Annotated in this window: 22 protein-coding genes; 16 read left to right on the top strand and 6 right to left on the bottom strand. The window is 71.0% G+C overall.

The window, feature by feature from the left end:
• Positions 1 to 147: 147 nt before the first annotated feature.
• Positions 148 to 1,680, top strand: a complete 1,533-nt coding sequence (locus EV284_RS12525; protein ID WP_130333352.1) for a PucR family transcriptional regulator — start codon at positions 148 to 150, stop codon at positions 1,678 to 1,680.
• A 70-nt stretch (positions 1,681 to 1,750) separates the two neighbouring features.
• Positions 1,751 to 2,539, top strand: coding sequence for a phosphatase (locus EV284_RS12520; RefSeq protein ID WP_130333350.1), 789 nt, complete (start codon positions 1,751 to 1,753; stop codon positions 2,537 to 2,539).
• A gap of 67 nt (positions 2,540 to 2,606) precedes the next feature.
• On the opposite strand, the gene EV284_RS12515 is transcribed toward EV284_RS12520, so the two are convergent.
• The 5 genes from EV284_RS12515 to EV284_RS12495 all read right to left on the bottom strand — a co-directional run bounded on the left by EV284_RS12515 (position 2,607) and on the right by EV284_RS12495 (position 6,828).
• Positions 2,607 to 3,023: a hypothetical protein gene (locus tag EV284_RS12515; RefSeq protein ID WP_130333348.1), complete on the bottom strand. Its 417-nt coding sequence runs from the start codon at positions 3,021 to 3,023 to the stop codon at positions 2,607 to 2,609.
• Positions 3,024 to 3,432: 409 nt separating this feature from the next.
• Positions 3,433 to 4,299 (bottom strand): acyl-CoA thioesterase II, encoded by an 867-nt coding sequence (gene tesB, locus EV284_RS12510; RefSeq protein WP_130333346.1) that lies wholly within the window; start codon positions 4,297 to 4,299, stop codon positions 3,433 to 3,435.
• Between the two features lie 36 nt (positions 4,300 to 4,335).
• Positions 4,336 to 5,493, bottom strand: a complete 1,158-nt coding sequence (locus EV284_RS12505) for an acyl-CoA dehydrogenase family protein (protein ID WP_130333344.1) — start codon at positions 5,491 to 5,493, stop codon at positions 4,336 to 4,338.
• A 123-nt stretch (positions 5,494 to 5,616) separates the two neighbouring features.
• Positions 5,617 to 6,192 carry a Uma2 family endonuclease gene (locus tag EV284_RS12500; protein ID WP_130333342.1) on the bottom strand — a complete coding sequence of 192 codons (576 nt, stop codon included), beginning with the start codon at positions 6,190 to 6,192 and terminating at the stop codon, positions 5,617 to 5,619.
• 39 nt (positions 6,193 to 6,231) lie between these two features.
• On the bottom strand, positions 6,232 to 6,828 hold the full coding sequence (locus EV284_RS12495) for a TetR/AcrR family transcriptional regulator (protein ID WP_130333340.1): 597 nt from the start codon (positions 6,826 to 6,828) through the stop codon (positions 6,232 to 6,234).
• Positions 6,829 to 6,914: 86 nt separating this feature from the next.
• Between EV284_RS12495 and EV284_RS12490 the strand changes: the two genes are divergently transcribed.
• From EV284_RS12490 to EV284_RS12435, 12 genes are all read left to right on the top strand, one after another.
• A complete protein-coding gene (locus tag EV284_RS12490; RefSeq protein WP_130333338.1) occupies positions 6,915 to 8,531 on the top strand; it encodes a carboxyl transferase domain-containing protein in 1,617 nt (538 codons plus the stop codon).
• A gap of 17 nt (positions 8,532 to 8,548) precedes the next feature.
• Complete coding sequence (locus EV284_RS12485; RefSeq protein ID WP_130333336.1) at positions 8,549 to 10,558, top strand: acetyl/propionyl/methylcrotonyl-CoA carboxylase subunit alpha; 2,010 nt, start codon at positions 8,549 to 8,551, stop codon at positions 10,556 to 10,558.
• Positions 10,559 to 11,509 carry a hydroxymethylglutaryl-CoA lyase gene (locus EV284_RS12480; protein WP_130333334.1) on the top strand — a complete coding sequence of 317 codons (951 nt, stop codon included), beginning with the start codon at positions 10,559 to 10,561 and terminating at the stop codon, positions 11,507 to 11,509.
• Positions 11,510 to 11,514: 5 nt separating this feature from the next.
• The gene (locus tag EV284_RS12475; protein WP_130333332.1) at positions 11,515 to 12,675 is read left to right on the top strand and encodes an acyl-CoA dehydrogenase family protein; all 1,161 of its coding nucleotides are present in this window, start codon (positions 11,515 to 11,517) and stop codon (positions 12,673 to 12,675) included.
• Between the two features lie 263 nt (positions 12,676 to 12,938).
• Entirely contained in the window at positions 12,939 to 13,700 is a 762-nt protein-coding gene (locus tag EV284_RS12470; protein ID WP_130333330.1) for a peptidase inhibitor family I36 protein, read from the top strand.
• A gap of 88 nt (positions 13,701 to 13,788) precedes the next feature.
• The gene (locus EV284_RS12465; RefSeq protein ID WP_202459777.1) at positions 13,789 to 14,223 is read left to right on the top strand and encodes a hypothetical protein; all 435 of its coding nucleotides are present in this window, start codon (positions 13,789 to 13,791) and stop codon (positions 14,221 to 14,223) included.
• A 104-nt stretch (positions 14,224 to 14,327) separates the two neighbouring features.
• The gene (locus EV284_RS12460) at positions 14,328 to 15,374 is read left to right on the top strand and encodes an ABC transporter substrate-binding protein (RefSeq protein WP_130333328.1); all 1,047 of its coding nucleotides are present in this window, start codon (positions 14,328 to 14,330) and stop codon (positions 15,372 to 15,374) included.
• Between the two features lie 43 nt (positions 15,375 to 15,417).
• Positions 15,418 to 16,263: a siderophore-interacting protein gene (locus tag EV284_RS12455; RefSeq protein ID WP_130333326.1), complete on the top strand. Its 846-nt coding sequence runs from the start codon at positions 15,418 to 15,420 to the stop codon at positions 16,261 to 16,263.
• Positions 16,264 to 16,393: 130 nt separating this feature from the next.
• Positions 16,394 to 17,836 carry a lysine decarboxylase DesA gene (gene desA / locus EV284_RS12450; protein ID WP_130333324.1) on the top strand — a complete coding sequence of 481 codons (1,443 nt, stop codon included), beginning with the start codon at positions 16,394 to 16,396 and terminating at the stop codon, positions 17,834 to 17,836.
• Positions 17,820 to 19,094 (top strand): SidA/IucD/PvdA family monooxygenase, encoded by a 1,275-nt coding sequence (locus tag EV284_RS12445; protein ID WP_242625662.1) that lies wholly within the window; start codon positions 17,820 to 17,822, stop codon positions 19,092 to 19,094. Before desA ends, EV284_RS12445 begins: the two co-directional genes overlap by 17 nt.
• A complete protein-coding gene (locus EV284_RS12440) occupies positions 19,091 to 19,621 on the top strand; it encodes a GNAT family N-acetyltransferase (RefSeq protein WP_130333322.1) in 531 nt (176 codons plus the stop codon). The genes EV284_RS12445 and EV284_RS12440 overlap by 4 nt, the downstream gene beginning before the upstream one ends.
• Positions 19,618 to 21,387, top strand: coding sequence for an IucA/IucC family siderophore biosynthesis protein (locus EV284_RS12435; protein WP_130333320.1), 1,770 nt, complete (start codon positions 19,618 to 19,620; stop codon positions 21,385 to 21,387). Before EV284_RS12440 ends, EV284_RS12435 begins: the two co-directional genes overlap by 4 nt.
• Before the next feature lie 65 nt (positions 21,388 to 21,452).
• On the opposite strand, the gene EV284_RS12430 is transcribed toward EV284_RS12435, so the two are convergent.
• Positions 21,453 to 23,024 (bottom strand): metallophosphoesterase family protein, encoded by a 1,572-nt coding sequence (locus tag EV284_RS12430; RefSeq protein WP_207229015.1) that lies wholly within the window; start codon positions 23,022 to 23,024, stop codon positions 21,453 to 21,455.
• A gap of 165 nt (positions 23,025 to 23,189) precedes the next feature.
• On the opposite strand from EV284_RS12430, the gene EV284_RS12425 reads away from it, so the two are divergent.
• The gene (locus EV284_RS12425) at positions 23,190 to 23,447 is read left to right on the top strand and encodes a hypothetical protein (protein WP_030816599.1); all 258 of its coding nucleotides are present in this window, start codon (positions 23,190 to 23,192) and stop codon (positions 23,445 to 23,447) included.
• A gap of 25 nt (positions 23,448 to 23,472) precedes the next feature.
• Positions 23,473 to 25,290: a glutamine--fructose-6-phosphate transaminase (isomerizing) gene (gene glmS / locus EV284_RS12420; protein ID WP_130333316.1), complete on the top strand. Its 1,818-nt coding sequence runs from the start codon at positions 23,473 to 23,475 to the stop codon at positions 25,288 to 25,290.
• The last annotated feature ends 99 nt before the right edge of the window (positions 25,291 to 25,389 follow it).

The following is a 25,389-nucleotide window of genomic DNA, read 5'->3' as shown; positions in this document are numbered from 1 at the left end:
GGCGTGGGGGTGTCGACGGCAGCGGTCCGCGGGGACATCCGCCCGTACCCGCGGCTGCCGTTCCGCTAGACGATAGGTGGCCGGAAAGCGACTGCGAAGTGTACGTTTCATCCATATGAACGGGGTGGACAGGAGGATGTGCACACCATGTCGGAGCCGACCGCCCCGTCCGTCCCGCCGACCCCGCCCGTGCCGCTCTCCGCGCTGCTGGCCCGCGAGGACCTGGGCCTGCGCCAGATCGCCGGTCCCCCGGCCCCGGACACCGTGATCCACTGGGCGCACACCTCGGAGATGGCCGACCCGTACCCGTATCTGCTGGGCGGCGAGCTGCTGCTGACGGCCGGGGTGCACGTGCCGGAGGCGGCGGGGGCCGATGGGGGTGCCCCCTGCTCGAGCGAAGCCGAGAGCTCGGGGGAGTATTTCGAGGACTACGTGTCCCGGATCGTCGCGGCGGGGGGTGCCGCACTCGGCTTCGGACTGGCCCCGGTGCACGACACGGTGCCGCGCGCGCTGGTCGCCGCGTGCGAGGCGTACGGGCTGCCGCTGCTGGAGGTGCCGCCCCGGACCACGTTCTCCGGGGTGGCCCGCGCGGTGTGGCAGCTCATGGCGCAGGCCCGCCTCGCCGAGCTGCGCCGGGTCACGGAGGCACAGCAGAGCCTCGCGGCCGCCGCCTCCCGCCCCGACCCGGTCCCCTCGGTCCTGCGCCAGCTCGCCCAGCGCCTCTCCGCCCACGCCCTCCTGTACGCCCCCGACGGCACGGCGATCGCGAGCGCGGGCCGCGCGCCGGCACCGGGGACGCGGGAGGCGCTGCGGAAACTGGCGGCGGTGGTACGCCCGGACACCGGCTCGAAGGACACCCCCAGGGAGGCCCCCGCCTCCGCCGCCGACTCACTCGGCGACACCCAGCTCGCCGCGTACGCCCTGGGCGGCAGCGGCGGGTTCGTGCTCGGCGTGGCCACCCGGCGGCGCGAGCCGGCCGACCACACCATCGCCTCCGTCGCCGCCGTACTGCTCTCGCTGCTGACCGGCGAGCACCAGAGCGGGGCGGGCGCGGCCCGTTCCTCGGCGCTGGTGCGGCTGCTGCTGGGCGCGGCCCCGGCGGAGGTGGCCGGCCTGCTGGGAAGTGGCGAGCGGTGGCTGGTGGTGCACGCCCGCCCGGAGAACGGCACCCCCGACCCCGTCGGCGCGGCCGCCCTCGGCGCGGCGCTCGGTTCACCCCTGATCGACCTGGGCAGGGACGTCGTACGCGTCCTCGTGCCCGGCGGGCGGGAGCCGGCCGCCCAGCCCGGCTGGACGCTGGGCGTCGGCGCGCCCGCCGAGCCCGGCGGCTGGCCGTCGGCCGACGCGCAGGCCGCCCGCGCGCTGGCCCGCGCCCGCGCCACCCGCGCCCCGCTGGTCCGGCACGGCGCCCGGCCCGGGCTGAGCGAGCTGGTGCCGCGCGCGGACGCCGAGGAGCACGCGCGGGCCCTCCTCGCCCCGCTCTCGGCGGGCCCGGCGCTCACCGAGACCCTGCGCACCTGGCTCTCCCTGCACGGGAGTTGGGACCGTACGGCGGTCGCGCTGGACGTGCACCGCAACACCGTCCGCCAGCGCATCACCCGCTGCGCCGCCCTCCTCGACACGGACCTGGACGATCCGGACGTCCGCATGGAGCTGTGGTTCGCCCTGCGCCACCACTGATCCGCCGGGGTCCCCCGGAAGAGGGGCGTCCCGGAGACGGCGGATCGTTCGCTGCCCCACAATGGGGGGCATGCCGATATCCGGGACGCCCAGCCGTGCTCAGCTCGTCGACCATCTGGTGAGAACGCGGATCGCGGGGGACGTGGCGACGCCCCGCGAGAACAACCTCTCCCACTACCGCAGGCTGGCCAACGGCGACCGGCATTTCTGGCTCGGCCTGGAGCTGGGCGACCGCTGGACCGACGAGCAGGACGTGCTCGCGGTGATGGCCGAGCGGGTCGGCGTGAACGACGACGCCGAGCACCGGTACGGGCAGGACACCATCGACCCGGAGCTGACCGTCGCCGCGCTGGAGCGGCTCGCGCTGCGGCTGCGCAAGGCGGCCGAGGACAGCCAGCGGGTGCTGTTCGCCACCGGGCATCCGGGCGGGCTGCTGGACGTGCACCGGGCCACCGCCGCGGCGCTGCGCGCCGCCGGCTGCGAGATCGTCGTCATCCCGGAGCGGCTGCAGACCGACGAGGGGTACGTCATGCAGTTCGCCGACGTGGCCGTCCTGGAGCATGGCGCGACCCTGTGGCACACCCACTCCGGGGATCCGATGCGCGCCATTCTCACCGGACTTGAGCGCGAGGGCCGCGAGCTGCCGGACCTCGTCGTGGCCGACCACGGCTGGGCCGGGTACGCGGCGCAGCACGGCGTCGACGCGGCCGGATACGCCGACTGCAACGACCCGGCGCTGTTCCTCGCCGAGGCCGAGGGCACCCTCCAGGTGGCGGTCCCGCTGGACGACCACGTGGTCAGCCCCCGCCACTACGACCCGATGACGGCGTATCTGCTCGACCAGGCCGGACTCGTCTGATCCCGGCCCCGGACGCGGGAGTGCGACCCCCTCGGGGGCCGCACGTCTCGCTCAGATCGCGGTGTTGTCAGCGACCGTGACCGCCACCACCGTGACCGCCACCGCCGTGGCCGCCGCCACCGTGACCGCCGCCGTAGCCGCCACCGTGACCGCCGCCGTAGCCGCCGCCATGGCCGTAGCCACCGTGGCCGTAGCCGCCGTGACCGTAACCGCCGTGGCCGTGGCCACCCCAGTAGTTGTCGTTGTCACCCCAGTTGTTCCAGTTGTTGTGGTGACGACCCCAACCCCAGTCGTCATCGTTCCACCAGCCGCGGTCGTTGTTGTAGCCGTTGTGGTGACCGCCCCGATAGTCCCTGTCGTACGAGCTGTGGTTGCCGTTCTGGGTCGCCGAAGCGGTGCCCGCGGCGCCCACCGCTGCTCCGCCGGCCAGCAGAAGGCCGGTGGCGGACAGGGCGACAAGACGCCTCGCGCGCGTTGATCGCATGAGAAATTACCTTCCATCTCCATCGTCTCTCGCGATCCCGATCTGGGTGCGAGGTGGATGGCCGTCACCGCGAAGAGGAAGATTGCGGCACGGTCTTCAGGTGTCACCGCAGTGTGCTGAGCGGCACGGTCCCACTCCGCCGACGCCTTGCAGACCACCCGTACGCCTTGACGCCCTCAGGTGCTGCGGCTGAGGTCCCGAAGCCGGAAACCTCGCCAGCGGGCAAGCCGTGTGCTGCGGCTTTCACTCATGAAGCCTAGTCCCGGATGCGTCGCGCGTCCTGTTGAGCGGTCTACTGAGTGACGGGTCGTCCCGGAAGCCGGTCGCACGGCGCGCGCACTCCCGCGACCGAGGGCGCCGGGGCAGGCCGGCGGGGCCAACCCCGGCGCCGGACCGTGGAGGTGACGCCTCAGCGCGGTACGCGGACCACGCCCTCCTGGACGACGGAGATGGCGAGGTCTCCGTCCCGCGTGTAGATCCGGGCCTGGCCCAGACCCCGGCCGCCGTGCGCGGAGGGGGACTCCTGGTCGTAGAGGAGCCACTCGTCGGCGCGGAAGGGGCGGTGGAACCACATCGCGTGGTCCAGGGAGGCCCCGACCACGTCCCCGACGGCCCAGCCGCCGCGCCCGTGGGCGAGCAGCACCGAGTCGAGCAGGGTCATGTCGGAGACGTAGGTGGCGAGGACGACGTGCAGCAGGGGGTCGTCGTCCAGCTTGCCGTTGGCGCGGAACCAGACCTGGCTGTGCGGCTCGCGCGGGGCGCCGAACTCCCCGTAGGGCGGCTCGTCCGCGTACCGCAGGTCGATCGCCTCGCGCGCCTCCAGGAAACGCTCGACGACCTCGGGGTCGAGGTGCGCGTAGCCGCGCAGGCGCTCCTGGGACGTCGGCAGGGTGGCCGGGTCGGGCGCCTCGGGCATGGCGGCCTGGTGGTCGAGGCCGTCCTCGTACGCCTGGAAGGAGGCGGAGAGGTGGAAGATCGGCTTGCCGTGCTGGACGGCGACCACGCGGCGGGTGGTGAAGGAGCGGCCGTCGCGGATGCGGTCGACGCTGTACACGATCGGCGCGCCGGGGTCGCCGGTGCGCAGGAAGTACGCGTGCAGCGAGTGGGCGGCGCGGTCGGCGGGGACCGTCCGCCCCGCCGCCACCAGCGCCTGTGCGGCCACCTGGCCGCCGAAGACGCGGGGGACGACGGCGGAGCGGGACCGCCCGCGGTAGATGTCCTCCTCGATCCGCTCGAGGTCGAGCAGATCGAGGAGGTCCTGAAGTGCCTGGCTCATGGCGTGTAGTTGTACCGGCCAGTCATTGCGGGGGCCTTACAGGCCCATGTCCTTGGCGATGATCGACTTCATGATCTCGCTGGTGCCGCCGTAGATGCGGTTGACGCGGTTGTCCGCGTACAGGCGGGCGATCGGGTACTCGTTCATGTAGCCGTAGCCGCCGTGGAGCTGGAGGCAGCGGTCGATCACGCGGTGGGCGACCTCGGTGCAGAACAGCTTGGCGGAGGCGGCCTCGGCGGGGGTCAGCTCGCCGGCGTCCAGCGCCTCGGTGGCGCGGTCGGCGACGGCCTCGGCGGCGTCCACCTCGGCCTGGCAGGCGGCCAGCTCGAACTTGGTGTTCTGGAAGTGCGACACCGGCTTGCCGAAGACCGTGCGGTCCTGCACGTACTGCTTGGCGAAGCGGACGGCGGCCTTGGCCTGGGCGTAGGCGCCGAAGGCGATGCCCCAGCGCTCGGAGGCCAGGTTGTGGCCGAGGTAGGAGAAGCCCTTGTTCTCCTCACCGAGCAGGTCCTCGACGGGGACCTTGACGTCCACGAAGGCGAGTTCGGCGGTGTCGGAGGTCTTCAGGCCGAGCTTGTCCAGCTTGCGGCCGACGGAGTAGCCCTCGGACTTGGTGTCCACGGCGAAGAGGGAGATGCCGAACCGGCGGTCGTCCTCCTTCGGGGCGGAGGTACGGGCGCAGACGATGACCTTGTCGGCGTGCACACCGCCGGTGATGAAGGTCTTGGCGCCGTTGAGGACGTAGTGCGTGCCGTCCTCGGAGAGCTTGGCGGTGGTCTTCATGCCCGCGAGGTCCGAGCCGGTGCCCGGCTCGGTCATCGCGATGGCCCACATCTCCTCGCCGGTGACGAACTTCGGCAGGAAACGCTTCTTCTGCTCGTCCGTGGCCAGCATCTTGATGTAGGGCAGGGCGAGCAGCACGTGCACGCCGGAGCCGCCGAACTGGACGCCCGCGCGGGAGGTCTCCTCGTAGAGGACCGCCTCGAACTTGTGGCTGTCCATCCCCGCGCCACCGAACTCCTCCGGCACGTTGATGCCGAAGATGCCCAGCTCGCCGAGCTTGTAGTAGAAGTCGCGCGGAGCCTGACCGGCGGCGAACCACTCGTCGTAGACCGGCACGACCTCGGACTCGATGAAGTCCCGGAGAGTCTCCCGGAACGCCTCGTGATCCTCGTTGAACACCGTACGGCGCACGCCGCCACCTCCACGTACCTCGGCATGACACAGGGCATGTCTAAGCGCTTGCTCAACCGAAGATACCGGCGAGTACGAGGACCCGTCCAGGGTGAGCTTGCCCACCCCGGACGACGGCGAGGGTCAGCTACCGGCCTTGCCGTAGCGGCGGAAGTCGGCGGTGTCGATCAGCCAGGGGCCGAAGGGGACCGTGTCGCCGAAGATGTACGCGTCCTTGCGGGCGTAGCGGCCCTTGCAGGGGTCGGAGTGGACCTCGATCGTGCCGGTGCGGGGGTCGACGATCAGGTAGTGGGCAATACCCATGGCGGGGTAGTCGGCCAGCTTCTCGACGTAGTCGTTGGTCGGGTTCGACGGAGAGACGATCTCGACGACGGCCAGCACCTGGGTCGCATCGACGGCGATACCTTCCTCGTCGAGGGTGGCCTCGGGAATGACGACCGCGTCGGGGAGGCGCATGCGGCCGATCGCGGGGTGTTCGATCTCGGGGCCGCTCGCGCAGATGTAGCCGGGATGCGTGCGGAGAAGCTGGTCGTCCAACTGCTTGCAGATGCGGCGGACCGTGCCCTCGTGGCGCTTCGACGGGCACATCATCGCCAGTGTCGGGCCGGACGGACCGATCTCGACGCGCCAGGCTCCTTCGAGCCCCTCGGCGTAGGCGCCGAGCTCCTCGGCGATCGCGCGCATCTTCGCGTAGTCCATGAGGTCAGCGTACTGAGACGCCTCCTGCTGAGGACCCGTTCAAGACCCCGCCGCCGCGAACGCGCCCCGCGCCATCCGGTGCAGCAGCGTCGCCGTCACCGCCCGGCCCGGGAGGGTGCCGGCCCGGCCGAGGTGGGGGGTGGAGTTGAGGAGGCCGAAGACGGAGTGGACCGCCGAGCGGGCGGCGGGCTCGGTGAGGTTCGGGTGGACCTCACGGACGACGCCGACCCAGAGTTCGACGTACTGGCGCTGGAGCTGGCGGACGAGCTTGCGGTCGCTGTCGCGCAGCCGGTCCAGCTCGCGGTCGTGGAGGGTGATCAGGGGGCGGTCGTCCAGGGCGAAGTCGATGTGGCCCTCGATGAGGGAGTCCAGCACCGCGGAGGCGTCCGCGTGCCCGTCCGTCTCCGCCAGGCGGCGGCGCGCGCCGGTGAGGAGCTGGCCGCTGATGCCCACCAGCAGCTCCGCGAGCATCGCGTCCTTGCCGGGGAAGTGCCGGTAGAGGCCGGGGCCGCTGATGCCGACCGCCGCCCCTATCTCGTCCACGCCCACGCCGTGGAACCCGCGCTCGGCGAAGAGGCGCGCGGCCTCCTTGAGGATCTGCTGGCGCCGGGTCGGGGCGTCGGTTCTGCTGGCCATGCGGGTCATTGTAGACAGCGAGGTTAGCGGTCGTTAACCTGAGGGAAATGCGTTAACGCTCATTAACAAGGTGAGGGGTTCGCAGGATGCACGAGGCACCGGAGCTGACGAGCGCGGCAGACCCCGCGTCGGAGGCCTGGCGGGCCAATGAACAGGCCCATCTCGCCCTGGGCGAGGAGCTGCGCGCCAAGCTGGCGGCCGCGGCCCTCGGCGGCGGCGAGAAGGCGCGCGCCCGGCACACCGCGCGCGGCAAGCTGCTGCCGAGGGACCGGGTGGACGCCCTGCTCGATCCCGGCTCCCCCTTCCTGGAGCTGGCCCCCCTCGCGGCCGACGGGATGTACGACGGACAGGCCCCGGCGGCGGGGGTGATCGCCGGGATCGGCCGGGTCAGCGGCCGCGAGTGCGTGATCGTCGCCAACGACGCGACGGTCAAGGGCGGCACGTACTACCCGATGACGGTGAAGAAGCACCTGCGCGCCCAGGAGGTGGCCCTCGACAACCGCCTGCCCTGCGTCTACCTGGTGGACTCCGGCGGCGCCTTCCTGCCCATGCAGGACGAGGTCTTCCCCGACCGCGACCACTTCGGCCGCATCTTCTACAACCAGGCCCGCATGTCCGCGGCCGGCATCCCGCAGATCGCCGCCGTCCTCGGCTCCTGCACGGCCGGCGGCGCGTACGTCCCGGCGATGAGCGACGAGGCGGTGATCGTCCGCGACCAGGGCACGATCTTCCTGGGCGGCCCCCCGCTGGTGAAGGCCGCCACCGGCGAGGTCGTCACGGCGGAGGAGCTGGGCGGCGGCGAGGTCCACTCCCGCGTCTCCGGTGTCACCGACCACCTCGCGGAGGACGACGCGCACGCACTGAGGATCGTGCGGAACATCGTCGCCACCCTCCCCGCCCGCAAGGACGCCCCCTGGGAGGTGACCCAGGCCGTCGAGCCCAAGGTCGACCCCTTCGGGCTGTACGGCGCGGTCCCGGTCGACTCGCGCACCCCCTACGACGTCCGGGAGATCATCGCCCGCGTGGTGGACGGCTCGCGCTTCAGCGAGTTCAAGTCCGAGTTCGGCCAGACCCTGGTCACCGGCTTCGCCCGCATCCACGGCCACCCGGTCGGCATCGTCGCCAACAACGGCATCCTGTTCTCCGAGTCCGCCCAGAAGGGCGCGCACTTCATCGAGCTGTGCGACCAGCGCGGCATCCCGCTGGTCTTCCTCCAGAACATCTCCGGCTTCATGGTCGGCAAGGACTACGAGGCGGGGGGCATCGCCAAGCACGGCGCCAAGATGGTGACCGCCGTCGCCTGCACGCGGGTGCCGAAGCTGACGGTCGTCGTCGGCGGCTCCTACGGCGCGGGCAACTACTCGATGTGCGGCCGCGCCTACTCCCCCCGCTTCCTGTGGATGTGGCCCGGCGCCAAGATCTCCGTCATGGGCGGCGAACAGGCCGCCTCGGTGCTCGCCACCGTCAAGCGGGACCAGATGGAGGCGCGCGGCGAGGAGTGGCCCGCCGAGGACGAGGACGCCTTCAAGGCCCCGATCCGCGCGCAGTACGAGAGCCAGGGCAGCGCCTACTACGCCACCGCCCGCCTCTGGGACGACGGCGTCATCGACCCGCTCCAGACCCGTCAGGTGCTCGGACTCGCCCTGACCGCCTGTGCCAACGCGCCGCTGGGAGAGCCCCGGTTCGGCGTCTTCCGGATGTGAGAGGGAGGGGAACTTCCGTGTTCGACACAGTGCTGGTGGCCAACCGGGGCGAGATCGCCGTACGGGTCATCCGTACGCTCCGTGCGCTCGGCGTGCGCTCGGTGGCGGTCTTCTCCGACGCCGACGCCGACGCGCGGCACGTACGCGAGGCCGACACGGCCGTCCGGATCGGCCCGGCCCCGGCTTCGGAGAGCTATCTGTCGGTGGAGCGGCTGCTCGAGGCCGCCGCCCGCACCGGCGCCCAGGCCGTCCACCCCGGCTACGGCTTCCTCGCGGAGAACGCCGGCTTCGCGCGCGCCTGCGAGGAGGCGGGGCTCGTCTTCATCGGGCCGTCCGCCGACGCGATCGCCCTGATGGGCGACAAGATCCGGGCCAAGGAGACGGTGCGCGCGGCCGGGGTGCCGGTCGTGCCGGGCTCCAGCGGCAGCGGGCTGACCGACGCCGAACTGGCCGGTGCCGCCCGGGAGATCGGCATGCCGGTGCTGCTGAAGCCCTCGGCGGGCGGCGGCGGCAAGGGCATGCGCCTGGTGCGGGACGAGCCCGCGCTCGCCGAGGAGATCGCGGCCGCCCGCCGCGAGGCCCGCGCCTCCTTCGGCGACGACACCCTGCTGGTGGAGCGGTGGATCGACCGCCCCCGGCACATCGAGATCCAGGTGCTCGCCGACGGCCACGGCAACGTGGTCCACCTCGGCGAGCGCGAGTGCTCCCTCCAGCGGCGCCACCAGAAGATCATCGAGGAGGCGCCCAGCGTCCTGCTCGACGAGGCGACCCGCGCCGCGATGGGCGAGGCGGCCGTGCAGGCGGCCCGCTCGTGCGGGTACCGGGGCGCGGGCACGGTGGAGTTCATCGTGCCGGGGAACGACCCGTCCTCGTACTACTTCATGGAGATGAACACCCGCCTCCAGGTCGAGCACCCCGTCACCGAGCTGATCACCGGTCTCGACCTGGTCGAGTGGCAGCTGAGGGTGGCGTCCGGCGAGCCGCTGGGCTTCGTCCAGGAGGACGTGACGCTGACCGGGCACGCCGTGGAGGCCCGCATCTGCGCCGAGGACCCGGCCCGCGGCTTCCTCCCCTCGGGCGGAACGGTCCTGCTGCTGGCCGAGCCGCAGGGCGGTGGAGTCCGCACCGACTCCGGGCTCAGCGAGGGCACCGAGGTCGGCAGCCTGTACGACCCGATGCTGTCCAAGGTGATCGCCTACGGCCCCGACCGCGCGACCGCCCTGCGCAAGCTCCGCGCCGCCCTCGCGGAGACGGTCACGCTGGGCGTCCCGACCAACGCGGGCTTCCTGCGCCGGCTGCTCGCGCACCCCGCGGTGGTGGCGGGCGAACTGGACACCGGGCTGGTGGAACGCGCGGTGGACGACCTGATCCCGGCGGAGGTTCCGCCGGAGGTCTACGCGGCGGCCGCACTGCTGCGCCAGGCGGCCCTGGCCCCGGCGGCGAGCGGTTCCGGCTGGGTGAACCCCTTCGCCGCCGCCGACGGCTGGCGGCTCGGCGGCGAGCGGGCGTGGACGCCCCACCATCTGCGCCTGCCGGGGCACGAGCCGGTGACGGTACGGGTCCGCGGCACCGCCGACGGCGGCACGGAGGTGCTGCCGGACGGCGCCGAAACCCCGCTCCGGGCCACTTCGGGTGCCCTCTCGGCGGACGGACGCCGCTTCGCCTTCGTCCTGGACGGCGTGGCGCACACCTTCGCCGTACCGCCGGACGGCACCTGGCTCGGGCGGGACGGTGACGCCTGGCAGGTGCGGGATCACGACCCGGTCGCCGCCTCGCTGGGCCGCTCCGCGCACGCGGGCGCCGACTCGCTGACCGCGCCCATGCCGGGCACGGTGACGGTGGTGAAGGTGGCCGTGGGCGACGAGGTCGAGGCCGGGCAGAGCCTGCTGGTGGTGGAGGCGATGAAGATGGAGCACGTCGTCTCCGCCCCGCACGCGGGCACGGTCGCCGAACTCGACGTGACGCCCGGCAGCACGGTCGCCATGGACCAGGTGCTGGCCGTCATCGCGCCGAGGGAGGAGGCCTAGATGAACGCCCTGCCCATGGTCGTCCCCGATCCCGGCCTGCCCGCGCGGGTCCGTATCCACGAGGTGGGCGCGCGCGACGGCCTCCAGAACGAGAAGACGGCCGTACCGACCGCGGTGAAGGCGGAGTTCATCCGCCGGCTGCGCGCGGCGGGCCTGACCACGATCGAGGCGACCAGCTTCGTGCACCCCAAGTGGGTGCCCCAACTGGCGGACGCCGAGGAGCTGTTCCCGCAGGTGTCCGACGTGGACGCCGAACTCCCGGTACTGGTACCCAACCAGCGCGGCCTGGACCGGGCTCTCGCGCTCGGGGCGCGCCGGATCGCGGTGTTCGCCAGCGCGACGGAGTCCTTCGCCAAGGCCAACCTCAACCGCACGGTGGACGAGTCGCTGGCCGTGTTCGAGCCGGTGGTACGGCAGGCCAGGGACGCGGGCGCCCATGTCCGCGGCTATGTGTCGATGTGCTTCGGCGACCCGTGGGAGGGCGAGGTACCGCTCCCCCAGGTGGTCCGGGTGTGCGCGGCCCTGAAGGACATGGGCTGCGACGAGCTGAGCCTCGGCGACACCATCGGCGTCGCCACACCGGGCCAGGTCCGCGCCCTGCTCACCCTGCTGAACGAAGCGGGGCTGCCCACGGCGGAACTCGGCGTCCACTTCCACGACACCTACGGCCAGGCCCTCGCCAACACCTACGCGGCGCTCCAGCACGGCGTCACCACCGTCGACGCCTCCGCGGGCGGCCTCGGCGGCTGCCCGTACGCCAAGTCCGCCACCGGCAACCTCGCCACCGAGGACCTGGTCTGGATGCTGCGCGGCCTCGGCATCGAGACCGGCGTCGACCTGGAGGCGCTGACCGCCACCAGCGTCTGGATGGCGGGCCACCTGGGCCGCCCGAGCCCCTCCCGCACCGTCCGCGCCCTCGGCACCACGACCCAGCCCGACAAGGACCAGTGATCAGCATGGACCACCGCCTCAGCCCCGAGCTGGAGGAACTCCGCCGCACGGTGGAGGAGTTCGCGCACGACGTCGTGGCGCCGAAGATCGGCGACTTCTACGAGCGGCACGAGTTCCCGTACGAGATCGTCCGCGAGATGGGCCGGATGGGCCTGTTCGGGCTGCCCTTCCCCGAGGAGTACGGCGGGATGGGCGGCGACTATCTGGCGCTGGGCATCGCGCTGGAGGAGCTGGCCCGGGTGGACTCCTCGGTGGCCATCACCCTGGAGGCGGGCGTCTCGCTGGGCGCCATGCCGATCCACCTCTTCGGCACCGAGGAGCAGAAGGCCGAGTGGCTGCCCCGGCTCTGCTCGGGCGAGATCCTGGGCGCGTTCGGGCTGACCGAGCCGGACGGCGGCTCGGACGCGGGCGCGACCCGTACGACGGCACGGCTGGACCCGGACACCGGTGAATGGGTCATCAACGGCAGCAAGTGCTTCATCACCAACTCCGGCACGGACATCACCGGCCTGGTGACGGTCACCGCGGTCACCGGCCGCAAGCCGGACGGCAAGCCGCTGATCTCCGCCATCATCGTGCCCTCGGGCACGCCGGGCTTCACGGTCGCCGCTCCCTACTCCAAGGTCGGCTGGAACGCCTCGGACACCCGTGAGCTGTCCTTCCAGGACGTCCGGGTCCCGGCCGCCAACCTGCTCGGCGAAGAGGGCCGCGGCTACGCCCAGTTCCTGCGCATCCTGGACGAGGGCCGCATCGCGATCGCCGCGCTGGGCACCGGGCTCGCGCAGGGCTGCGTGGACGAGTCGCTGCGCTACGCCAAGGAGCGGCACGCCTTCGGCCGGCCCATCGGCAGCAACCAGGCCATCCAGTTCAAGCTGGCCGACATGGAGATGAAGGCCCACACCGCCCGCCTCGCCTGGCGCGACGCGGCGGCCCGCCTGGTGGCCGGCGAGCCGTTCAAGAAGGAGGCGGCCATCGCCAAGCTGTACTCCTCCACCATCGCCGTGGACAACGCCCGTGACGCCACCCAGATCCACGGCGGCTACGGCTTCATGAACGAGTACCCGGTCGCCCGCATGTGGCGGGACTCCAAGATCCTCGAAATCGGCGAGGGCACCAGCGAGGTCCAGCGCATGCTGATCGCCCGGGAGCTGGGCCTCACCGGCTGAGTCACCGGATGACGCGGGGCGCAACGCGGCGCCCCGCGCCATGCCTGATGTCACATCAACTCAATTCCGCTGCACGGTACTTGATCCTCCCGTTAGGTTTCCCGCCAGTTCCAAACGTCCGTTCAAGGCCGTCCCGCTGACCACGGGAGGCCGCAGGCGCGGAGCGGGAACACGGGGGAGGATTCGTCGCGACGGCAGACGTACGCGACGCTTTTCGGCGCGCCCCCCTCCCGCTGTGTGCCAACTGACACCAAGGGGGATGTATGCGTATCCGCACCATGCTGACCGCGGCCGCCATCGGCTCACTGACACTGACCGGCCTGGCCGCCTCGCCGTCGTCGGCCGACGGTGAACCCGGCAATCCTGCCGAGATCGTGACCGGGGTGCTGACTCCGCAGGAGGAGTCGGCGGTCCAGACCGCGCCGGGTTCCACCGAGAAGGTGGACATGTACTACGAGGGGCGGAAGATCGACCCCGCCTCGGACTGGCAGGGTGCGAACGTCTGCGTCGAGGTGGCGGAGGACGGCACGATGCAGTGCTTCGACAACGACACCGAGTCCAACAAGTTCCTCGCAACCCACGCGCCCACCGCCCAGGCCCGTGCCGGGGCCAGGCAGGCACTGGCGGGCGCCCAGCAGGTGAGGCCGACGACGACCGCGCAAGCGGTGTCCGGCCAGCCCGCGACCACGAAGACCGCAGCCGTCAAGGGTTACTCCTCCTGCCCCAACTCCTACGTGTGCCTGTGGCAGGACTCCAACTACGCGGGCCGACGCCTGCAGTGGCCGACGTACTCGGAGTCCAAGACGCGCCACCTCGACCAGTACTCGCCGTCCTTCCAGGACAAGGCCAGCTCGGCCTACGTGAACCGCCCACAGCGCGGCGTCGAGGTGTACGACTTCCGCACGGGCCTGCCTGACCCGCACCTCTTCCTCGGCGCGGGGTACAGCCTGTACCCGAACTTCAAGAACATCGAGTACACCTACGGCGGCAGCTGGAACGACCGGGCCGACGCCATCAAGTTCTGACCCGATCCCTGCGGTACCGGCACCCCCGCAACAGGGCGCCGGTACCGTGATGTCCGCCGTCAGACACACGCATCCGATGGAGACCCCCGTGACCCGCACCCCCCGCATCACAGCCGTCCTCGCTCTCGGTGCCGTCATCGCTGCCGGGACCACCGCCTGCTCGACCGAGAAGACGGCCGAGCCGGACGCGATCGGTGTCGTGGAGAAGCTCCCCGACGACACGGACAAGGCCCAGTCGAAGAAGAACGCTCAGGAGTTCAGGTCCTGGGTCGAGGAGCACGGTACGGCCCAGCAGAAGTCGGCGGCCGGCCGCGTGGACCGCATCCTCGGCGAGTGGAACGACAAGACGGGCAACGCCTACATCGCGACCGACATCAACGGCGGGAAGAAGCCCGCGGCCGACCCGCAGGGCGCTGCCACCGCGATCGCCAAGGCATTCGCGTCCTGGAAGGACTCCGACCAGGGCTACGCGTCCGTCTACGACGTCTACGGCAACGCCATGCTGACGAACTACAAGTTCTGAGACCGGGCGCGACCGCCCGCCACCCTGGACAACGAGCAAGGTTAGGCTAACCTTGCTTGAACCAGTCCGGCGGGCGATCAGCCCTGGTCGAAAGCAGCACACCCATGCCCCACACCCGTGCCACTCACCTCACTCGTCGCGGCATCCTCGCCGCGGGCGGTGCCCTCGGTCTCGGCGCCGTGCTCGCCGCCTGTGGTGACGACCAGGGGAAGAGCGGTGGTTCCGAAGGGCAGGCCAAGCCCGGCAGGCCCGGCGCGTGGAGCTTCAAGGACGACCGCGGCCAGAGCGTGAAGCTGGACGCGGTCCCCACGAAGATCGTCGCCTTCACCGGGGTCGCCGCCGCGCTGTACGACTACGGCATCGAGGTGAAGGGCGTCTTCGGCCCGACGAAGACCAAGGACGGCAAGGCCGATGTGCAGGCCGGCGACATGGACGTCAGCAAGCTGACCGTCTTCGGCAATGTCTTCAACCAGTTCAACGTCGAGGAGTACGCGGCCTTCGGGCCGCAGGTCCTCATCACCACCACCTTCGACCCCAAGGGCGTCCTCTGGTACGTCCCCCTGGAGTCCGCCGCGAAGATAGCCAGGCTGGCGCCCAGCGTCGCGATCTCGGTCTACGACCGCCCGCTCACCGGCCCGCTGCAGCGCATGTGGGAGCTGGCCGAGTCCCTCGGCGCCGACACCGGGTCCGCGAAGATCACCGACGCCAAGAAGCGCTTCGAGGCGGCCGCGGCCCGGCTGCGCAAGGCGGCCAGGTCCCGCCCGGAGATCAAGGTGATGGCCGGCTCCGCCGCGCAGGACGCGTTCTACGTCTCCGGGACCAACCTCTCGGCGGACCTCGAGTACTTCAAGTCCCTCGGCGTGAACTTCGTCGAGCCCTCGGAAGCGGCCAAGAAGCCCACCGGCGGCTGGTTCGAGACGCTGAGCTGGGAGAACGTCGACAAGCACCCGGCCGACGTCATCATCATGGACGACCGCTCCTCGGCCCTCCAGCCCGCCGACATCACCAAGGCCACCTGGAAGAAGCTGCCCGCCGTCAAGGCCGGCCAGGTCATCCCCCGCTCCGCCGAGCCGATCCTGTCCTACGACAAGTGCGCCCCGCTGCTGGAGAACCTGGCCAAGGCCATCGAGACGGCCAAGAAGGTCAGCTGAACCCTGCCCGCACGACCCCCTTCCTGACGTTCAGGAGCCCCGCATGACGACGGCCGTGGCCGCCCCGTTCCGTTTCTTCGCCCTCTCGGTGGCCCGGACGAGGCGGCTCGGTCCGTCTCTGCTCCGGGTCACCTTCACCGGGCCCGAGCTGGCCGGATTCCACTCGCTGGGCCGCGACCAGTCCCTCTCGCTGTTCCTGCCGCATCCCGGTCAGAGCGAGCCGGCGGTCCCGCTGGAGCTGGGCGACGACTGGTGGCACGGCTGGCGCGAACTCCCGGACGACGTACGGGCGGTGATGCGCTCGTACACCTTGCGGGCGCAGCGCCGGGACCCGGACGAGATCGACATCGACTTCGCCCTGCACGGCACCGGGCCCGGCGCCCGGGTCCCGGCGGGCCCCGCCTCCCGCTGGGCCGCCGGCGCCGCCCGGGGCGACAAGGTACTGCTGCTCGGTCCGGCGATCGCCGACAACCGGGCCATCCGGTTCCGGGCACCCGCGGACACCGACCTGGTCGTCATGTGGGGCGACGAGACCGCCGTACCGGCCGCGACGGCCGTCCTGGAGTCGCTTCGGGCATCCACCCGCGTACACGCCTTCCTGGAGGTGCCGCACGCCGCGGACATCCAGGACGTGCGCACCGAGGCGGACGCCCGCATCACCTGGCTGGTACGGCGCGAGGGCGCCCCCTCGGCCGTCCAGGCCCTGCGCGCGGCCCGGCTGCCCGCGCACACCCGCCCGTACGTCTGGCTCGCGGGCGAGGCCGGGCAGGTGCGGGAGCTGCGGCGGCACTTCGTCCGGGAGCGCGGCACCGACCGGCGGCGGGTGACCTTCGCCGGCTACTGGCGGCGCGGAATGACGGAGGAACAGCTCCGCGCGAGCGCCGCGTAGAGACCGAACCCCCCAAGGGGCCGTCGCCACGGGTGCGGTGTGTTCACCGGACGTCTATTTAGGTTAGGCTAACCTAAGTTGAAGCCGCGGAACTTCACTCCCCGTCGTGTTTCCCCCGGAGGACCCCCTCATGCGCTCGCACCTGCTCAATGGCCTCACCGCGGAGACCTACCGCCGCTCCGTGACCGAAGGAGTAGAGCGGGTGGCGGCCAAACTCGCCACCACCACAAGCCCGTTCACCGGCATCACCGCCGACGGCCTCGCCCCCCGCGTCGACTCCGTGGACCTCGACCGGCCGCTCGGCGACACCGCCGCCGCGCTGGACGAGCTGGAGGAGGTCTACCTCCGGGACGCCGTCTACTTCCACCACCCCCGCTACCTCGCCCACCTCAACTGCCCGGTCGTCATCCCGGCGGTGGTCGGCGAGGCCGTGCTCTCCGCGGTCAACTCCTCCCTGGACACCTGGGACCAGTCGGCCGGCGGCACGCTCATCGAGCGGAAGCTGATCGACTGGACCAACGCCCGCATCGGGCTGGGACCCGCCGCCGACGGCGTGTTCACCTCCGGCGGCACCCAGTCCAACCTCCAGGCGCTGCTGGTGGCCCGCGAGGAGGCGAAGGCCGAGTCCTACAGCCGCCTGCGCGTCTTCACCTCCGAGGTCAGCCACTTCAGCGTGCAGAAGTCCGCCAAACTCCTCGGCCTCGGCCCGGACGCGGTCGTCGTCGTCCCGGTCGACCACGACAAGCGGATGCACACCCTCGCGCTCGCCCACGAGCTGGAGCGCTGCGTCCGGGACGGGCTCACCCCGATGGCCGTCGTCGCCACCGCGGGCACCACCGACTTCGGCTCCATCGACCCGCTCCCCGAGATCGCGGAACTCTGCGCGCAGTTCGGGGTGTGGATGCACGTGGACGCCGCCTACGGCTGCGGGCTGCTCACCTCGCTCAAGCACCGCGACCGCATCGACGGCATCGAGCGGGCCGACTCGGTCACCGTCGACTACCACAAGTCCTTCTTCCAGCCGGTGAGTTCCTCCGCCGTGCTGGTCCGGGACGCGGCCACCCTGCGGCACGCCACCTACCACGCGGAGTACCTCAACCCGCGCCGCATGGTCCTGGAGCGCATCCCCAACCAGGTGGACAAGTCCCTCCAGACCACCCGCCGCTTCGACGCGCTCAAGCTGTGGATGACACTGCGCGTGATGGGCGCCGACGGCATCGGCGAACTCTTCGACGAGGTCTGCGAACTGGCCCGGGAGGGCTGGCGGATGCTCGCCGCGGACCCCCGCTACGACGTGGTCGTGGCGCCCTCGCTGTCCACCCTGGTCTTCCGCTACCTCCCGGCGACCGTCACCGACCCCGCCGAGATCGACCGCGCCAACCTGTACGCCCGCAAGGCCCTGTTCGCCTCCGGCGACGCCGTGGTCGCGGGCACCAAGGTGGCGGGCCACCAGTACCTGAAGTTCACCCTGCTCAACCCCGAGACCACCGCGGCCGACATCGCGGCCGTCCTCGATCTGATCGCCGGCCACGCCGAGCAGTACCTGGGAGAGTCCCTTGACCGCGCTTCCTGAAGCCAGCCCCGTCCTCGACCTCGTGGGGATCGGCCTCGGCCCCTTCAACCTCGGTCTGGCCTGCCTCACCGAGCCCATCGAGGAGCTGACCGGCGTCTTCCTCGACTCCAAGCCCGACTTCGAGTGGCACGCCGGCATGTTCCTGGACGGCGCCCACCTCCAGACGCCGTTCATGTCGGACCTGGTCACCCTGGCCGACCCGACCTCGCCGTACTCCTTCCTCAACTACCTGAAGGAGAAAGGCCGGCTGTACTCGTTCTACATCCGGGAGAACTTCTACCCGCTGCGGGTCGAGTACGACGACTACTGCCGCTGGGCCGCCGGCAAGCTGACCAGCGTCCGCTTCGGCACCACGGTCACCGAGGTCACCTATGAGGACGGGCTGTACGCGGTGCACACCGACGCCGGTGACACCTACCGCGCCAGGCACCTGGTCCTCGGCACCGGCACCCCGCCCCACCTCCCCGAGGCGTGCGAGGGCCTGGGCGGCGACTTCATCCACAACTCCCGCTATCTGGCCCACAAGGCCGAGCTGCAGAAGAAGCGCTCCATCACCCTGGTCGGCAGCGGACAGTCGGCGGCCGAGATCTACCACGACCTCCTCAGCGAGATCGACGTCCACGGCTACCGCCTCAACTGGGTCACCCGCTCGCCGCGGTTCTTCCCGCTGGAGTACACCAAGCTCACGCTGGAGATGACCTCCCCGGAGTACGTCGACTACTTCCACGCGCTCCCCGAGGACACCCGCTACCGGGTCACCGCCCAGCAGAAGGGCCTGTTCAAGGGCATCGACGGCGACCTGATCAACGAGATCTTCGACCTGCTGTACCAGAAGAGCCTCGGCGGCCCCGTCCAGACCCGGCTCCTCACCAACTCCGCGCTGACCGGAGCCGCTTACCGGGACGGCACCTACACCCTCTCCCTCCGTCAGGAGGAGCAGGGCAAGGACTACGAGCTGGACAGCGAGGGCCTGGTGCTGGCCACCGGCTACCGGTACCGCGAGCCGGAGTTCCTGAAGCCGGTCCGCGACCGCCTGCGCTACGACGGCCACGGCAACTTCGACCTGGCCCGCAACTACGCCGTCGACGTCACCGGCCGGGGTGTCTTCCTCCAGAACGCCGGCGTCCACACCCACAGCATCACCAGCCCCGACCTGGGCATGGGCGCCTACCGCAACGCCTACATCATCCGCGAGCTGCTCGGCTCGGAGTACTACCCGGTCGAGAAGACCATCGCCTTCCAGGAGTTCGCCGCATGACCTTCACGATCCGCCCCCTCGACCCCCTGACCGACGCGAGCCTGGTGCACGGCTGGGTGACCGATCCGAAGGCCGCGTTCTGGATGATGCAGGACGCCAGGCCGGTGGACGTCGAGCGCGCCTACATGGAGATCGCGGCCGACGAGCACCACCACGCCTTCCTCGGTCTGGACGACGGGGTGCCGGTCTTCCTGATGGAGAGCTACGACCCCGCGCACCGCGAGCTGGCCGGGCTGTACGAGGCCCGGCCGGGCGACGTGGGCATGCACTTCCTGGTGGCGCCCACCGACGCCCCCGTGCACGGGTTCACCCGGCGGGTCATCACCGCCGTGATGGCGCACCTGTTCGACGACCCGCGCACCCTGCGGGTCGTCGTGGAGCCCGATGTGCGCAACACCGCCGTGCACGCGCTGAACGAGGCCGTCGGGTTCGTGCCGGCGGGCGAGGTGGAGAAGCCGGAGAAGCGCGCCTTGCTGAGTTTCTGCACGCGGGACCGGTTCGCGGCCGCGACGGGGGTGGCGGTGTGACCCTCGCCGATTCCGTGGCCCACCTCTCCCCCGAGCGCTGGGAGAAGGCCAACCGGCTGCTGATCCGCAAGGCCCTCGCCGAGTTCGCGCACGAGCGCCTGCTGGCACCCGAGCCGGAGGGCGAGGCGTACGTCGTCCGCAGCGACGACGGGCTCACCTCGTACCGTTTCCTGGCCGTACGGCGGGGCCTGGACCACTGGCAGGTGGACGCCGACTCGATCAGCCGCACCCACGAGGGCGTCGAACTGCCGCTCGCGGCACTGGACTTCGTCATCGACCTGCGCGAGACCCTGGGGCTGAGCGAGGAGATCCTGCCGGTGTACCTGGAGGAGATCTCCTCCACCCTGGCCGGCACCTGCTACAAGCTGACCAAGCCCCGGGTGAGCGCGAAGGAACTGGCGGGCGCCTCGTTCCAGGACATCGAGACCGGGATGACCGAGGGCCACCCCTGCTTCGTGGCCAACAACGGGCGGCTCGGCTTCGGCGTCCAGGAGTACCTGGCGTACGCGCCGGAGACGGCGAGCCCGGTGAGACTGGTCTGGCTGGCCGCGCACCGCTCGCGCGCCGCCTTCACGGCCGGCGCCGGGGTCGAGTACGAGGAGTTCTTCCGGCGCGAGCTGGGCGAGGCCACCCTGGAGCGGTTCCGGGGCGTGCTCACCAGCCAGGGCCTGGACTGGGACGACTATCTGCTGATCCCGGTCCACCCCTGGCAGTGGTGGAACAAGCTCAGCGTGACCTTCGCCGCCGAGGTGGCCCGCCGCAACCTGGTGTGCCTGGGCGAGGGCGACGACGAGTACCTGGCCCAGCAGTCCATCCGGACGTTCTTCAACCGGACGCATCCCGAGAAGAACTACGTGAAGACGGCGCTGTCCGTGCTCAACATGGGCTTCATGCGCGGTCTGTCGGCCGCGTACATGGAGGCGACCCCGGCGATCAACGACTGGCTGGCCCGGCTGATCGAGAACGACCCGGTGCTCACCGCGACCGGCCTCACGATCATCCGCGAGCAGGCCGCCGTCGGTTACCGGCACCTGGAGTACGAGCGGGCCACCGACCGCTACTCCCCCTACCGCAAGATGCTGGCCGCGCTGTGGCGGGAGTCCCCGGTGCCCCGCCTCGCCGAGGGCGAGTCACCGGCGACCATGGCCTCGCTGCTGCACACCGACCACGAGGGCGCCTCCTTCGCGGGCGCGCTGATCGAGCGCTCGGGGCAGCCGCCCACCGACTGGCTGCGCGACTACCTGCGGGCCTACTACGTGCCGCTGCTGCACAGCTTCTACGCCTACGACCTGGTGTTCATGCCGCACGGCGAGAACGTGATCCTGGTGCTGGCCGACGGCGCGGTCCGGCGCGCGGTGTACAAGGACATCGCCGAGGAGATCGCCGTCATGGACCCCGACGCGGCCCTGCCGCCCGAGGTCCGGCGCATCCGGGTGGAGGTGCCGGAGGACAAGAAGCTGCTGTCGATCTTCACTGACGTCTTCGACTGCTTCTTCCGCTTCCTCGCCGCGAACCTGGCCGCCGAGGGCGTGCTCACCGAGGACGCGTTCTGGGACACGGTCGCGGAGATCACCCGCGAGTACCAGGAGGCCAATCCGCAGCTCGCGGAGAAGTTCGAGCGGTACGACATGTTCGCGCCGGAGTTCGCCCTGTCCTGCCTCAACCGGCTCCAGCTCCGCGACAACCGGCAGATGGTGGACCTCGCCGACCCCTCCGGCGCGCTCCAGCTCGTCGGCACCCTGGAGAACCCGCTCGCCGGACGCTGAGGGGCCGCACCGAGACCACGGGCACCCCGGAGACGGTCCTTCGGGGTGCCCGTACCCTTGGCCGGCTACTTGGCCCGCCGGGACACGGTGAAGTGGTCGATACGCTCACCGGTCTCGGCGATGCCGGACACGGTCAGCGTGGTCTGCCGCCCCCTCGGCGCGGGCGTCACGTCCACGCGGAGGAACGAGTAGTCGAGGTAGCGCACGCGGGACCAGGCGACGGTCTCCGGCTTCTTGCCGTCCTTGAGGTTGACGAAGGAGGAGACGGACTCGACCTCGTGCTCGTGCCCCTCGTAGGTGTCGGGGGCGGTGAAGGCGTACAGACTGCGGCCGGCCGCGCCCGCGGTGACGTAGACGACGCCCTCGGTCTCGGGGTAGGCGGTGCCGCCGATGGGGAGCTTCTTGACGACCGTGTCGCCCTTGATCACGTCGGTGCGCTCGTACTGGTGGTTGTGGCCGTTGATGACCAGGTCCACGGTGTACTTCTCGAACAGCGGCACCCACTCCTGGCGCACCCCGCCCTCGGAGGCGTGGGCGGTGGAGGTGCAGTAGGCGCAGTGGTGGAAGAAGACCACCACGAAGTCGATGTCCCGCGCGGCCCGGAACTTCTTGAGCTGGGCCTCCAGCCATGTGGTCTGGGTGCCGCCGGAGATGCCGAGGTTGGCCGGGATCTCGTAGGAGATGTCGTTGGCGTCCAGCGAGATGACGGCGGTGTTGCCGTAGACGAAGGAGTAGACGCCGGGCAGCTCGGCCGCGTCGGGGCCGTTGTCCGGGAGGGACCAGCGGGCCTCCTCGCCGCCGTAACCGTTGGGCGAGTACCAGGCCTCCATGTCGTGGTTGCCGTAGGCGGGCATCCAGGGGATCTGCTTGGCGACGGACTCGGTCTGGTGCAGGAACTGGTCCCAGGTGCGAGAGTCGAAGCCGGTGTCGGTGGTCTTGCCGGCGCCGGCGGGGTCGCCGTAGGCGATGTCGCCCGCGTGCAGGTGGAAGGCGGGGTTCTGGCCCAGGATCAGGGCGTTGTTGGCCAGGCCGTGGTAGCCGACGCCCTCGTCGCCGAAGGCGGTGAAGGTGAAGGGCGCCTTGTGGGCGGGGGCGGTGGTGAAGGTGCCGAGGGTGCCCAGCAGGTGGGGTTCGGCGGGGTCGAAGCCCTGGTGGCCGACGCCGTAGTAGTAGGTCTGGCCGGGACGCAGCCGGCTCAGCCTCGCGTGTACGTAGTACTGGGTGTGGTCGCCGCTCGCGCCGACACCGGCCGGGGTGTGCAGGGTGCGGACCTCCGCCTCGATCTTGCGCGAGAGGTCCCAGGGGTGGGCGCCGACGCGGATGAAGGGGCGCTTGACGGCGACCGGCACCTGCCAGGAGACGGTGACCTCGGTACGCGGGTCGTTGCCCCAGGCCAGGTGGCGGCCGAAGGGAGCGGCCAGCGCGCCGTCCACGTGCTCGGTACCGCGCGGTGCCGGGGCCGCGGGAGCCGCGGCGGCGGCCGGGGCCGCGGCGCCGGGCACGAAGGCGCCGCCCGCGACGGTGCCGAGAGTGACGGCGCCGCCCCTGATCAGGGTGCGCCGGGAGAATCTGTTCCGCAGGTACTCGTGCCGCTCGGCCATGCTCATCCGCTCGGCCAGCTTCTCGGGTACGCCCATACGAGGAATGTCCATGACCAGCAAAACTCGTGGCCGACGGCAACACCGTCCAGGACGGGAAGTGGACACCGGGCGAACAGCGCGCCATGAGCGCACCAACACGTGCCTGCCCGGAATCGGGCACGATTCTTGCGAAACCGGCGCCCGTACCCGAAGATCTACCGGGTGCACGAGGAACTTGTCGATCATTTGACGCGCTCCACCCCGCTCAGCCGGGGCGAGGCGCTGCGAGTGATACAGGACGTGCTCGCCTTCTTCGACGAGACGACCCAGGACTACGTCCGTCGTCGACACCGAGAACTGCAGGCCCAGGGCCTGCAGAACGCGGCGATCTTCGAACGGATCGATGCGGACCTGAAATACCGCGCGGTGGCGCCGCCCGAGCTCACGCTCCGGCAGTTGCGCCGCATGGTCTACGGCTGAGAAGCCAGGGTGAGGGAGCTACTACATGTGCGGAATTGTCGGATACATCGGTAAGCGGGACGTCGCTCCCCTGCTGCTGGAGGGTCTCCAGCGCCTGGAGTACCGGGGTTACGACTCGGCGGGTGTCGTCGTCAGCTCCCCCAAGGCGCCTGCGCTGAAGATGGTCAAGGCCAAGGGCCGGGTGCGTGACCTGGAGGCCAAGGTCCCCGCGCGCTTCAAGGGCACCACCGGCATCGCCCACACCCGCTGGGCCACCCACGGCGCCCCCTCCGACGTGAACGCCCACCCGCACATGTCGGCCGACGACAAGGTCGCCGTCGTCCACAACGGCATCATCGACAACGCCTCCGACCTGCGCCGCAAGCTGGAGGCGGACGGGGTCGAGTTCCTCTCCGACACGGACACCGAGGTCCTCACCCACCTGGTGGCCCGCGCGGGCGCCGAGAAGCTGGAGGACAAGGTCCGCGAGGCGCTCCGCGTGGTCGAGGGCACCTACGGCATCGCCGTGATGCACGCCGACTTCCCCGACCGCATCGTGGTGGCCCGCAACGGCTCCCCGGTCGTCCTCGGCATCGGCGAGAAGGAGATGTTCGTCGCCTCGGACATCGCCGCGCTGGTCACCCACACCCGCCAGATCGTCACCCTGGACGACGGCGAGATGGCCACCCTGAAGGCCGACGACTTCCGCACCTACACCACCGAGGGCACCCGCACCAGCGCCGAGCCCACCACCGTGGAGTGGGAGGCCGCCTCCTACGACATGGGCGGCCACGACACGTACATGCACAAGGAGATCCACGAGCAGGCCGACGCCGTGGACCGCGTGCTGCGCGGCCGCATCGACGACCGCTTCTCCACCGTGCACCTGGGCGGCCTCAACCTGGACGCCCGGGAGGCCCGCCGCATCCGCCGGGTCAAGATCCTCGGCTGCGGCACCTCGTACCACGCGGGCATGATCGGCGCCCAGATGATCGAGGAGCTGGCCCGCATCCCCGCCGACGCCGAGCCGGCGTCCGAGTTCCGCTACCGCAACCCGGTGGTCGACCCCGACACCCTGTACATCGCGGTCTCCCAGTCCGGTGAGACGTACGACGTGCTGGCCGCGGTGCAGGAGCTGAAGCGCAAGGGCGCCCGCGTCCTCGGTGTGGTCAACGTGGTCGGCTCGGCCATCGCCCGCGAGGCCGACGGCGGCATCTACGTGCACGCCGGGCCCGAGGTGTGCGTGGTCTCCACCAAGTGCTTCACCAACACCACGGTCGCCTTCGCGCTGCTGGCGCTGCACCTGGGCCGCACCCGCGACCTCTCGGTGCGCGACGGCAAGCGGATCATCGAGGGCCTGCGCAGGCTGCCCTCGCAGATCGCCGAGATCCTCAAGCAGGAGGAGCTGGTCCGCGAGCTGGCCGAGGAGTACGCGGAGAGCCGCTCGATGCTCTTCATCGGCCGCGTCCGGGGCTACCCGGTCGCCCGCGAGGCGTCCCTGAAGCTCAAGGAGATCACCTACATCCACGCCGAGGCGTACCCCGCCTCCGAGCTGAAGCACGGCCCGCTGGCCCTGATCGAGCCCGCCCTGCCGACGGTCGCCATCGTCCCGGACGACGACCTGCTGGAGAAGAACCGCGCCGCGCTGGAGGAGATCAAGGCCCGCAGCGGCAAGATCCTCGCGGTCGCGCACCAGGAGCAGGAGAAGGCGGACCGGACCATCGTGGTCCCGAAGAACGAGGACGAGCTGGACCCGATCCTCATGGGCATCCCGCTCCAGCTCCTCGCCTACCACGCGGCGAAGGTCCTGGGCCGTGACATCGACAAGCCGCGCAACCTGGCCAAGTCGGTGACGGTGGAGTAGGTCCGCACCCGCGGCTCAAAGAAAACGGACCCTCGCGCGAGCCGTCGTGGGGGTCCGTTTCTGTGCCGCTGTGCCCCGGCCGGTGGCCGTCACCCACCG

Origin of the sequence: Streptomyces sp. BK022 (genome assembly GCF_004217355.1) — a bacterium.
Classification (GTDB): Bacteria; Actinomycetota; Actinomycetes; order Streptomycetales; family Streptomycetaceae; genus Streptomyces; species Streptomyces griseoluteus.
The sequence above is the reverse complement of the archived record's forward strand: the minus strand, read 5'-3'. Positions and strand labels throughout refer to the sequence as shown.

What these genes read in the sequence shown, in the direction of transcription:
- EV284_RS12480 (WP_130333334.1), top strand. Translation starts at nt 10,559, where the DNA reads ATGAACGCCCTGCCCATGGTCGTCCCCGATCCCGGCCTGCCCGCGCGG.
- EV284_RS12455 (WP_130333326.1), top strand. Translation starts at nt 15,418, where the DNA reads ATGACGACGGCCGTGGCCGCCCCGTTCCGTTTCTTCGCCCTCTCGGTG.
- EV284_RS12460 (WP_130333328.1), top strand. Translation starts at nt 14,328, where the DNA reads ATGCCCCACACCCGTGCCACTCACCTCACTCGTCGCGGCATCCTCGCC.
- EV284_RS12520 (WP_130333350.1), top strand. Translation starts at nt 1,751, where the DNA reads ATGCCGATATCCGGGACGCCCAGCCGTGCTCAGCTCGTCGACCATCTG.
- EV284_RS12475 (WP_130333332.1), top strand. Translation starts at nt 11,515, where the DNA reads ATGGACCACCGCCTCAGCCCCGAGCTGGAGGAACTCCGCCGCACGGTG.
- EV284_RS12525 (WP_130333352.1), top strand. Translation starts at nt 148, where the DNA reads ATGTCGGAGCCGACCGCCCCGTCCGTCCCGCCGACCCCGCCCGTGCCG.
- EV284_RS12430 (WP_207229015.1), bottom strand. Translation starts at nt 23,024, where the DNA reads ATGGGCGTACCCGAGAAGCTGGCCGAGCGGATGAGCATGGCCGAGCGG.
- EV284_RS12440 (WP_130333322.1), top strand. Translation starts at nt 19,091, where the DNA reads ATGACCTTCACGATCCGCCCCCTCGACCCCCTGACCGACGCGAGCCTG.
- EV284_RS12495 (WP_130333340.1), bottom strand. Translation starts at nt 6,828, where the DNA reads ATGGCCAGCAGAACCGACGCCCCGACCCGGCGCCAGCAGATCCTCAAG.
- EV284_RS12515 (WP_130333348.1), bottom strand. Translation starts at nt 3,023, where the DNA reads ATGCGATCAACGCGCGCGAGGCGTCTTGTCGCCCTGTCCGCCACCGGC.
- EV284_RS12500 (WP_130333342.1), bottom strand. Translation starts at nt 6,192, where the DNA reads ATGGACTACGCGAAGATGCGCGCGATCGCCGAGGAGCTCGGCGCCTAC.
- desA (WP_130333324.1), top strand. Translation starts at nt 16,394, where the DNA reads ATGCGCTCGCACCTGCTCAATGGCCTCACCGCGGAGACCTACCGCCGC.
- EV284_RS12490 (WP_130333338.1), top strand. Translation starts at nt 6,915, where the DNA reads ATGCACGAGGCACCGGAGCTGACGAGCGCGGCAGACCCCGCGTCGGAG.
- glmS (WP_130333316.1), top strand. Translation starts at nt 23,473, where the DNA reads ATGTGCGGAATTGTCGGATACATCGGTAAGCGGGACGTCGCTCCCCTG.
- EV284_RS12470 (WP_130333330.1), top strand. Translation starts at nt 12,939, where the DNA reads ATGCGTATCCGCACCATGCTGACCGCGGCCGCCATCGGCTCACTGACA.
- tesB (WP_130333346.1), bottom strand. Translation starts at nt 4,299, where the DNA reads ATGAGCCAGGCACTTCAGGACCTCCTCGATCTGCTCGACCTCGAGCGG.